Annotated in this window: 10 protein-coding genes and 1 pseudogene; 6 read left to right on the forward strand and 5 right to left on the reverse strand. The window is 68.6% G+C overall.

All coding sequences use genetic code 11. The features are described 5' to 3' along the window. Positions 1-247: hypothetical protein (locus tag ON40_RS31370; protein WP_176572812.1), on the forward strand; the 247-nt coding region annotated here is incomplete at its 5' end. A 107-nt stretch (positions 248-354) separates the two neighbouring features. Further along, a complete protein-coding gene (locus tag ON40_RS31375; RefSeq protein WP_157186482.1) occupies positions 355-759 on the forward strand; it encodes a hypothetical protein in 405 nt (134 codons plus the stop codon). A 172-nt stretch (positions 760-931) separates the two neighbouring features. Here the strand turns inward: ON40_RS31375 and ON40_RS31380 are convergent, their stop codons facing one another. Together ON40_RS31380 and ON40_RS31385 are read right to left on the reverse strand one after the other, a co-directional pair. Then, positions 932-1,477 (reverse strand): methylated-DNA--[protein]-cysteine S-methyltransferase, encoded by a 546-nt coding sequence (locus ON40_RS31380; RefSeq protein ID WP_040828645.1) that lies wholly within the window; start codon positions 1,475-1,477, stop codon positions 932-934. A 52-nt stretch (positions 1,478-1,529) separates the two neighbouring features. Beyond that, positions 1,530-1,811, reverse strand: a complete 282-nt coding sequence (locus ON40_RS31385) for a hypothetical protein (protein ID WP_040828646.1) — start codon at positions 1,809-1,811, stop codon at positions 1,530-1,532. 62 nt (positions 1,812-1,873) lie between these two features. Between ON40_RS31385 and yczR the strand changes: the two genes are divergently transcribed. Beyond that, the gene (gene yczR, locus ON40_RS31390; protein WP_040828647.1) at positions 1,874-3,361 is read left to right on the forward strand and encodes a MocR-like transcription factor YczR; all 1,488 of its coding nucleotides are present in this window, start codon (positions 1,874-1,876) and stop codon (positions 3,359-3,361) included. Between the two features lie 308 nt (positions 3,362-3,669). On the opposite strand, the gene ON40_RS31400 is transcribed toward yczR, so the two are convergent. Further along, complete coding sequence (locus ON40_RS31400) at positions 3,670-4,959, reverse strand: adenylosuccinate synthase (protein WP_040828649.1); 1,290 nt, start codon at positions 4,957-4,959, stop codon at positions 3,670-3,672. 302 nt (positions 4,960-5,261) lie between these two features. On the opposite strand from ON40_RS31400, the gene ON40_RS31405 reads away from it, so the two are divergent. Together ON40_RS31405 and ON40_RS31410 are read left to right on the forward strand one after the other, a co-directional pair. After that, complete coding sequence (locus ON40_RS31405) at positions 5,262-5,858, forward strand: hypothetical protein (RefSeq protein ID WP_051193797.1); 597 nt, start codon at positions 5,262-5,264, stop codon at positions 5,856-5,858. Continuing rightward, the gene (locus ON40_RS31410) at positions 5,855-6,643 is read left to right on the forward strand and encodes a site-2 protease family protein (protein ID WP_040828650.1); all 789 of its coding nucleotides are present in this window, start codon (positions 5,855-5,857) and stop codon (positions 6,641-6,643) included. Before ON40_RS31405 ends, ON40_RS31410 begins: the two co-directional genes overlap by 4 nt. A 437-nt stretch (positions 6,644-7,080) precedes the next feature. Here ON40_RS31410 and ON40_RS31415 read toward each other — a convergent pair whose 3' ends face one another. Further along, on the reverse strand, positions 7,081-8,232 hold the full coding sequence (locus ON40_RS31415) for an FUSC family protein (RefSeq protein WP_051193796.1): 1,152 nt from the start codon (positions 8,230-8,232) through the stop codon (positions 7,081-7,083). Positions 8,233-8,271: 39 nt separating this feature from the next. Next, positions 8,272-8,718, reverse strand: a complete 447-nt coding sequence (locus ON40_RS31420) for a DUF3151 domain-containing protein (RefSeq protein ID WP_040828652.1) — start codon at positions 8,716-8,718, stop codon at positions 8,272-8,274. Between the two features lie 98 nt (positions 8,719-8,816). Here ON40_RS31420 and ON40_RS52200 point away from each other — a divergent pair. After that, positions 8,817-9,078: pseudogene (locus ON40_RS52200) on the forward strand (hypothetical protein); the annotation flags it as partial.

Genomic DNA, 9,078 nt, shown 5'->3' on the forward strand with positions numbered 1-9,078 from the left:
GGTCGTCGGCACCGGCGTCGGCGCGGTCGCGGGCGGACTCATCGGCGGTGCGGCCGGGACCGCCGCGCCCGGAGTGGGCAATGTCGCGGGAGCGGCCGCCGGTGCGGCGATCGGCGCGGGCGTCGGCGCGGCGGGAGGGGCGGCCGCCGGTGCCGCCGTCGTCGGGATTCCGGCCGCGCTCGTCGGCGGTGTGGCGGGCGGAATCGTCGGCGGCGCAGCCGGATCCGCCTTCGGCGCGGCGGTCTGATTCGCGGCGAACAGGGGATGGTTCCGGGGCCGATCGCCGATTACGATGCTGTCCGGGCGACTCGACGACGCGTCACCCATCCAGCAGATCATCGTGAAGGTGGTGTCGTGACTCGTCGTCGCAAGGTTTCGGCCGGTCTCGCAGCCGGATTGGCCGCACTGGCGGGTGTGGCCCTGCTGGCGTGCACCGGGCTCGCACTGGCCGACCCCGGGACGGTGCAGCCCGGGGTGAGCGCGGTGACCCCCGCGCCCCAGAAGTCGCCCCAAACCGATCAACCGGCTCAACTCCATTCGGCCACACCACAAGACCAGTCCCCCGCACCCCGCCGCCGCAGCACACCCAAGCCCTCGCAGACCACCACCCCGGCGGCGCCCCGCGAGGTCCACATCGGCGACCTGAACGCCCCCGTCCCCAACGTCGTCCCCGACGCGGTGGTCGACGGCGTCAACCGCACCAACCAGGACCTCCAGAGCATCATCGAACCCACCCCCACCCAACAGCCGCACCACTAGCCGATCCGAGCCGATACCCGGCCACGATCGGCCTCAGGAGAGCACCCGAAATCGGCAGTGGCGCACACCCATCCAGCTGCCGCCGCACCGGGCCCGCTCGTCGCGCGAGGCGCTGCTCCTGCCACCGGGGGTCGACTCGATATCGATCTCGAATATCCTGCGGCGCAGCCGATCAGAACAGGGTCGGTTCTCCGAAGCCCGGGGTGCGTTCGATTTCGAGGAGATGCGCCTTGGTGGCTGTGCCGCCGGGGGCCGAGAAGCCGTGTAGGGCGTGGTCGGCGGCCAGGACTCGGTGGCAGGGGATGATCAGGGGGATCGCGTTCTGGCCGAGTGCCTGGCCGACGGCCTGGGCCGCGCCGGGGGTGCCGATGCGCTCGGCGACCTGACCGTAGGTGAGGGTGTGGCCGGGGTCGATGGCTCTGGTCACGCCGTAGACGGCGCGGTGGAAATCGGCAAGTTCGGTGTGGTCCAACCGGATCCAGCGCAGATCGTCGAGGTTGCCGTCGAGGTGGGCGCGGCACGCTGCGATGGCCTCGGCAGCAGTGGCATCCGGCTCGACCTCCCGGGCGCCGCCGCGCAGCATCCGGGTACGAGTGTCCTGCGGTGTGGCCTCGGGTAGCTGGAAGCGCAGGACGCCGACATCGGTCCAGACGAGGGCACAGACACCGATCGCGGTGTCGAAGAGCGCTGCCGAGGGCGAGCGATCCGAGGCGGGCATACCGTCAGTCTGCCGGAAAGCACCGACAAGTTTCGATGCAGCAGTCCAGTTCTCAGAACTGGACTGCCCTACGGAACACTCGACGACGCCCGACGACGGACGGCTGCGCAACCGCCCCGGACTCGGCTCCGGCATCGCGATACGACTCGGCCGCAACCAGATCCGCATATTGCCGCTGATCGTCCCGAAACGACATCGACCAGTCCGACATCGGCGCATGCGGCCGATAACGCTCGAGCAGTCCGACGGCGCGCCCGGCGCCGCGCAGCGCGAACCGATACACGATCACCGCGAAGGCCGCGACGACCAGCACAGAGGCGAGAAAGGTGACCATGTAGAGAATGATCCGGCCAGCTGGACTTGAATCAAATATCCAGAAGGTCGATACTGGACTGCATGGCAATACGTGTGATCAGCGCCGCCACCCTGACCCGCGATCTGGGCCGCTGGCGGCACGACGAGAACGGTGACAAACGCGCGGCCCGCCCGGCGTATCTCGCTCTCGCGGAAAGCATTCGACTGCTGATCCACGACGGCCGCGCCCCGCTGGGCGTCGCCCTGCCCAGTGAGCGAGATCTCGCCGCCACCCTGAGTGTGAGTCGCACCACGGTCACCTCCGCGTACGCCCTCCTGCGCGAACACGGCTACCTGATCAGCCGCCAGGGTTCGCGCAGCACGGTCGCCCTGCCGCCGAGCGTCGCGCACGACGGCGCGAAACCCGCACGCAGCATCCTGGCGCTGATGTCGCCGAATCAGCTGCCCACGATCGATCTGACCTATGCCGCGATGTCCGCTCCCCCGGAGATGAACGACGCGTATTCCGCTGCACTACAAGGAATTCCGCTCTACCTCGGCACACACGGCATGGATCCGGTCGGCGTCCCGCCGCTGCGCGAGGCGCTCGCCCGCCGCTACACCGAGCGCGGCCTGCCCACCGAGCCGGATCAGATCCTGGTCACCCTCGGCGCTCAGCACGGCCTGCGTCTGCTGTTGAACGTCCTGACCGCTCCGGCCGAGCGAGTTCTGATCGATCACCCGACCTACCCCAACGCCATCGAGGCGATTCGCGATGTCGGCGCGCGACCGGTCCCGGTTCCGCTGCTCCCGGAACATCCCGAGGCCGGTTGGGACCTCGACGGAATCCGCAGTGCGGCAAGGCAAACCGCGGCCAGCGCGGCATATCTGCTGCCGGACTTCAACAATCCCACCGGACTGCTGATGGGTGAGCGCGACCGCGCCGAACTCGCCGCCATCGCGCGCGACACCCGGATGACGGTGATCGTCGACGAATCCATGGTGGATCTGCAGCTCGACGGCGAAAATCCGCCTCCGGTGGCCGCATTCGCCCGCGGCTCGGAGATCGTGACGATCGGTTCGGCGTCGAAATCGTTCTGGGGCGGTCTGCGCGTGGGCTGGGTCCGCGCCGCGCCGTCGCTGATCACCAAACTGCTCGGCATCCGCTCGACGGTGGACCTGGGCACCCCGGTGATGGATCAGCTGGCCACGGTCCATCTGCTCGACAACGCGGGCCCCATCCTCGAACACCGCCGCGACCAACTCCGCAGCCGCCGAGCCACTCTGCTGGACGCGCTGGCCCAGGACCTGCCGGACTGGCGCGTGGTCCCCGGGGTCGGCGGCATGTCGCTGTGGGTCCAGTTGCCCACACCGGTCTCCTCCGCCCTGGCCGCGGTCGCGCCCAATCACGGTGTGCTGCTGGCGGCCGGACCGCGCTTCGGGGTGCAGGGCGCGTTCGAGCGCTTCCTGCGTATCCCCTTCACCCGGGACGAATCCGATCTGCGACTCGGCGTGAAATCCCTCGCCGAGGCCTACTCCACCCTCACCCCGCACGCCGCGGAACCGCTGGCCCCCATCACCTACTACTGACCGCAAACGAAAAACCGCACTCCGTCCGGTACTTCGGGCGAGGCGCGGCTCAACGTACGGTGCCGATCAGGATTCGCCGTTGGCATCCTGTTCTGCGGGCTCGGGCGCAGCGTGATCGGGAACGCCGGGATTGGGATCCCGGGACAGGTCTATCAGGGGGTGGCGCTCAGCGCCCTCGGGGGCCGCGTGGCGCCCCTGGCTCTGCTGCTCCTGACTCATCGTGTGCTCTCCCTCCAGTTTTCGGACATCAGCACCTTATCCCGGGCGATTTCGGGTAGGCGGAGCGCCCAATCCCCCGGGCGCAGTGACTAACCCAGAATGTCGTGCCGGACGATGGTCTCGTCCCGGCCCGGTCCCACTCCGATGCACGAGATACGCGCACCGGACAGCTCCTCGAGCCGCTCGACGTAGGCGCGGGCGTTGGCGGGCAGATCCTCGAAGGTGCGCGCGTGCGAGATGTCCTCCCACCAGCCGGGCATCTGCTCGTAGATCGGCTTGGCGTGGTGGAATTCGGTCTGTGTGGTCGGCATCTGCTCCACGCGCTCGCCGTCGATCTCGTAGGCGACACAGATCGGCACCTGGTCCAGGCTCGACAGCACATCCAGTTTGGTGAGGAAGTAGTCGGTGATGCCGTTGACCCGGGTCGCGTAACGCCCGATGACCGCGTCGAACCAGCCGGTGCGACGCGCGCGTCCGGTGGTGACGCCGACCTCGCCGCCGGTCTTGGCCAGATATTCGCCGGACTGGTCGAACAACTCGGTCGGGAACGGCCCCGAGCCGACGCGGGTGGTGTACGCCTTCAGGATGCCCAGCACCGTGGTGATCTTGTTCGGCCCGATGCCCGAACCCACCGCCGCACCGCCCGCGGTCGGATTCGAGGACGTCACATACGGATACGTGCCGTGGTCGACGTCCAGCAGCGTGCCCTGCGAACCTTCCAGCAGAACGGTCTGCCCGCCTTCCAGCGCCTCGTTCAGCAGCAGCCGGGTATCGCTGATCCGGTGCTTGAAGCCCTCGGCCTGGCCGAGCACCTCGTCGACCACCTGCTGCGGATCCAGCGCGCGGCGGTTGTAGATCTTCACCAGCACCTGATTCTTGAACTCCAGTGCGGCCTCGACCTTCTGGGTGAGAATCTTCTCGTCCAGCACATCGGCCACCCGCACGCCCACGCGTGCGACCTTGTCCTGGTAGCACGGGCCGATGCCGCGGCCGGTGGTGCCGATCTTCTTGTTGCCCAGGAAACGTTCGGTGACCTTATCGATCGCCACGTGGTACGGCATGATCAGGTGCGCGTCGGCCGAGAGCAGCAGGCGCGAGGTGTCCACGCCGCGCTTCTCGATTCCGGCCAGCTCGTCCAGTAGTACGCCCGGGTCGACCACGACACCGTTGCCGATGACATTGGTGACGCCCGGAGTCAGAATTCCCGACGGGATCAGGTGCAACGCGAAGTTGTCCCCATTGGGCAGGACGACGGTGTGCCCGGCGTTGTTTCCGCCCTGGTACCGCACGACCCAGTCGACCCGGCCGCCGAGCAGGTCGGTGGCTTTGCCCTTGCCCTCGTCGCCCCATTGGGCGCCGATCAGGACGATTGCCGGCATGTGGAGTCTCCTACGGTTTCGACGCGCAGCGCCAACGCTGCAGCTACCTGCCGTTTGTCGAGGCGGTGGCCGGGAGGACAGTCTAGTGGATGACCGTCGCGCGGCCCGCGAAGCACGACGCCGACTGGCACACCGGACACCGACCGGGACTATCGTTGCTCGGGAGGCGGGCTGTTGGGGGTTCGCCCGAGCGCAGCGAGGTCGAGCATGGTGTCGGTTCCGAGGAGGGTGTTCCGCAGTTGAGTACCCACGTTCTCCGCTGCAACGGCGCCCCGGTACCGATTGCGCTCGCGTCCCTTTCGATGACACAGACCTCGGCGATTCCCGATGCGGCTCGCATCGATGAGCTGTTGCCGGTGCTGGCCGCGGACAGTCTGCCCCGGCTGATCGTGCTGGGTGAGGACGCCGGTCTGGCCGCGGTGCTCACCCATCTGCTGCGCACCGAGCGATTGCACGTGGAGATCGGGTACGTGCCGGTGGATCGCACCTACGGCTCGCGCGCCTATCAGACCGGCACCGGTTCCGCGGCGGCCGAGCGGGCCCTGGAGGGCAAGCCGCAGGACACTCCGCTGATCCGCGACGACACCGGCAAGGTACTGGTCGGCCGCGCCACCGTGACCGGACCGGACGGGTCCCGCCTGGAGGGCGAGGCCTATGCCGACGAGGTGCCGTTGTTCTCGGGAACCATTGCGGCCCTGAACATCTCGCCCACCTTGGAGATGCCGGGCGCACGCGCGGCGGTGGTGCGCAGGTTTCGCCGGCGGCGCTGGGTCGCCGGCCGCGCGATCCAGCTGGGCACTCCGGGCGCGGTGGTGACCCGCGACGGCATCGCCGACGACCGGACCGTGCCGCGGGCGAGTTTCTACCGGCACAACGAGCCCTGGCGGCTGGTTCGATGAACCGCCCGTTCAACACCCGGCGCATGACCGGGGCGGTCCGGCCCAGCCCGATATTCCTGCTGATCGTGCTGCTCACCGCGGTCGGCGGGGTGGTGGCGTGGGAGGCGGAACTGACCTCCTGGCAGGCCAAGCTCGGCGTGTTCGTCTTCGTGGTGGCGGGCTGGATCGTGAGTATGTGCCTGCACGAGTTCGGCCACGCGTATTCGGCCTGGCGGGCGGGTGATCGCGAGGTGGAGCTGCGCGGATATCTGACCCTCAACCCGCTCCGGTACGCCCATCCGATGCTGTCGATCGGGCTGCCGATGTTGTTCATCGCGCTGGGCGGATTCGCGCTGCCGGGCGGTGCGGTCTACGTCCACGCGCACGATTTCTCCCCGCGCGTACAACGCACGATCAGTGCGGCCGGGCCCGCGGTGAATCTGGCGTGCGCGGTGGTGCTGCTGGCGATCGTGCGCGCGGCCGGATCCGAGCAGGACCATCCGGCATTCTGGTTCGGGCTGAGTTTCCTGGCATTTCTCCAGGTCACCGCGACCGTGCTGAATCTGCTGCCGATTCCGGGCACCGACGGGTACGGAATTCTGGAACCCTCGCTGAGTTATCGGACGCGGCGGTCGATGGATCAGTTCAAGCCGTACGGGCTGTTGTTGCTGCTGGCGATCCTGTGGGTGCCGGGGCTGAATCGGGTGTTCTTCACTGCGGTGAATTATCTGTTCGAACTCTCGGGCGTGTCCTCGGACTGGTCCGCCTACGGGAGTTATCTGACCCGATTCTGGAATTCCTTCTGAATCCGCCCTGAGCCCGAATTCGCACGGGCCCCGGAAATTGGGTGGGCCGCCCGATCCAGTCCATCGGGCGGCCCGTCTTCGTACGGGCGTCAGCGCAGTCCACCCCCCTCGACCGGCGCACTGTCGGACAGTGCTGGGCGACGTCCTCCCCGGGTCGCACCTACTGACGTGCGGACCCCGTCGCTCCGACCGCGGGACGCGCACCGCCCGTACGAAGTTCCGACCGCGCCACCCCTCGTCGACGCGGTACGACAATGAAGTTATCGGCAGTGGGAAGCCGCTTCACGAGTAGTGCACTACCCGAACCACGATCGTTTTCGCGCGCGATTCGATCGGCGAACGCGCAGTCGCCCTTCGGATTACGCATCGACGGAATCGGTCCGGACCGGACGGCATCCGAACAGCAATCAACACGGATTCCGTTGCGGCGCCGGGTTTCAGTCCTGCGGTTCGACGTAGGGGCGTTCGACGGTCGGCGGGAGCAATGCCATGGCCGACAGCCGCTTCACACCGCACACCTGCATGAGATCGACCACGATGGAACGAAGTTGGGCGAACACCACGTGCGCGGACAGACCCGCGCCGTCCACCAGATCCACGGTCGCGCCCTTGGCGACGCGACGCAGCACCCGGGTCGCCTCGGCGGCGTCGGGCTGCCGGCCCGGATCGGCCAGGACGTACTGCCGCACCACTTCGACGGCCTTGCCGAGCTCCTCGACCTCCTCGACGATTCCGGGATCGAGGATCTCGTCGTCGCGGACCAGGGTCAGGGCGCGGCGCAACAGGACGCGGATGTTGCGCACGGCATTGTCGAGCGGATCCACCGCCGCCCGAATCAGATCCAGGCGCGGGCGGGCGTTCCAGTACAGCGGGGAGATCCGGCTGACCTCGCGGCCGCCCTCGACCGCACTGCGCAACCCGTCGATCTGCGACTGCGTCCCGCGCGCGGATTGCAGTGCGGCACGGATCTTTTCCGGATCCTGCTCGTGCAGGCCGTCGGCGCAGTCGGTGAGCGCGCGGCCCATCACCGCGAGGATGTCGGCGGCCTGCTGGCGGGCGCGGCGCACCGGATGCAGCGGGAAGATCGCCACCACCGCGATCCCGACCAGTCCGCCGACGAGCGAATCCACCACGCGCAGTGCGGCTCCCCCGCTGTGCGGCGGATACAGCGTCGCTACCAATACCGCGGAACTCGCGGCCTGCATCGGGATGACCGCGCCGCGATCGAGGAATATCGCCGACCCCATCGCCACCGCGACGACCAGCGCGATCTGCCACGGCCCGTTGCCGACCCAGGAGATGAACAGATCACCGATCCCGATGCCGACACTGACCCCCGCGACCAGTTCCACCGAGCGCCGGATCCGCGCGCCGAACGCCACACCGATCGAGATGACCGCCGCGACCGGCGCGAAGAACGGCTGGGGGTGACCGACGATGTGATGCGCGACGTACCACGCGATCGCCGCACCCACCGCGCACTGCAGGATCGGCAGCGCGGATTTACGGAGGCGTTGCCAGCCACTGCGCAGACGCTCGACACTGCTCTCACGAACAGCATCCATCGTGAACGAACTCTCGAAAGCCATGGGGTGCCGAGAATAAACCCTGTCCGCAGGCGGGGAGGGTCAGTCGATGCCGAGTTCGGCGGCGGCGCGGGGGTCGCAGTCCTCGAGCAGGTCCAGGCAGCGGGCGTACTCGTCGGTCTCGCCGATGGTGCGGGCGGCGCGGGCCAGGGCGCCGACGCTGCGCAGGAATCCGCGGTTGGGCTCGTGGCTCCACGGCACCGGGCCGAAACCCTTCCAGCCGTTGCGGCGCAACAGGTCCAGGCCGCGGTGGTAGCCGGTCCGGGCGAAGGCGTAGGCGGCGATGACATCGGCGTCGACCGAATCCGGGCCGGTGGCCTCGGACCGGGTGAGCGCGGCCTCGGCCAAGTGTGCCCAGGCGATGGAGGCCGTCGGGTGCGCGGCGGCGACCTGAACCGGATCCTGTTTCTCGAGCAGGGCCGACTCCGCCTCCACATTCTCGGGGAGAAGTACCGGCTGCGGTCCGAGCAGATCACCGAAGGACGTCATGGCTCATCATCCTATGGCAGCCGCAATCTGCACCGCTGTCCGAAATGCTCGTTAGGCTTGCCTGGACCGAAACCGATCCGCCGAACGAAGGGCAGCGTGTGTCCGACCCGACAGACGATAAGAAGCCGCAGCCGGACTCTCCCGGCGCCGAGCAACGTCCGTCGTCCGGTGCGCCCGGATCCGGCCCCGCCGCCGTCCGCAACCAGTTCATCTCCCGCGACCAGCTCCCCGGTCGCGGACCGGCCGACCCCAACCGTCGTGACCAGGGCGGACCGCAATCGCGCGGTGTCGCGCCCGGCGGTCCCGCGGATCAGCGCGGGCAGGGACCCGGCGGTCGCGCATCCGGCGGGCCGGTCCCCC

It is taken from the genome of Nocardia jiangxiensis NBRC 101359 (genome assembly GCF_000308615.1).
Taxonomy (GTDB): Bacteria; Actinomycetota; Actinomycetes; order Mycobacteriales; family Mycobacteriaceae; genus Nocardia; species Nocardia jiangxiensis.

Excerpts from the sequence above, each read along its gene's own strand:
- ON40_RS31415 (WP_051193796.1), bottom strand. The coding sequence starts at position 8,232 with ATGGCTTTCGAGAGTTCGTTCACGATGGATGCTGTTCGTGAGAGCAGT.
- ON40_RS31405 (WP_051193797.1), top strand. The coding sequence starts at position 5,262 with ATGACACAGACCTCGGCGATTCCCGATGCGGCTCGCATCGATGAGCTG.
- ON40_RS31380 (WP_040828645.1), bottom strand. The coding sequence starts at position 1,477 with ATGCCCGCCTCGGATCGCTCGCCCTCGGCAGCGCTCTTCGACACCGCG.
- ON40_RS31400 (WP_040828649.1), bottom strand. The coding sequence starts at position 4,959 with ATGCCGGCAATCGTCCTGATCGGCGCCCAATGGGGCGACGAGGGCAAG.
- ON40_RS31410 (WP_040828650.1), top strand. The coding sequence starts at position 5,855 with ATGAACCGCCCGTTCAACACCCGGCGCATGACCGGGGCGGTCCGGCCC.
- yczR (WP_040828647.1), top strand. The coding sequence starts at position 1,874 with ATGGCAATACGTGTGATCAGCGCCGCCACCCTGACCCGCGATCTGGGC.
- ON40_RS31385 (WP_040828646.1), bottom strand. The coding sequence starts at position 1,811 with ATGGTCACCTTTCTCGCCTCTGTGCTGGTCGTCGCGGCCTTCGCGGTG.
- ON40_RS31420 (WP_040828652.1), bottom strand. The coding sequence starts at position 8,718 with ATGACGTCCTTCGGTGATCTGCTCGGACCGCAGCCGGTACTTCTCCCC.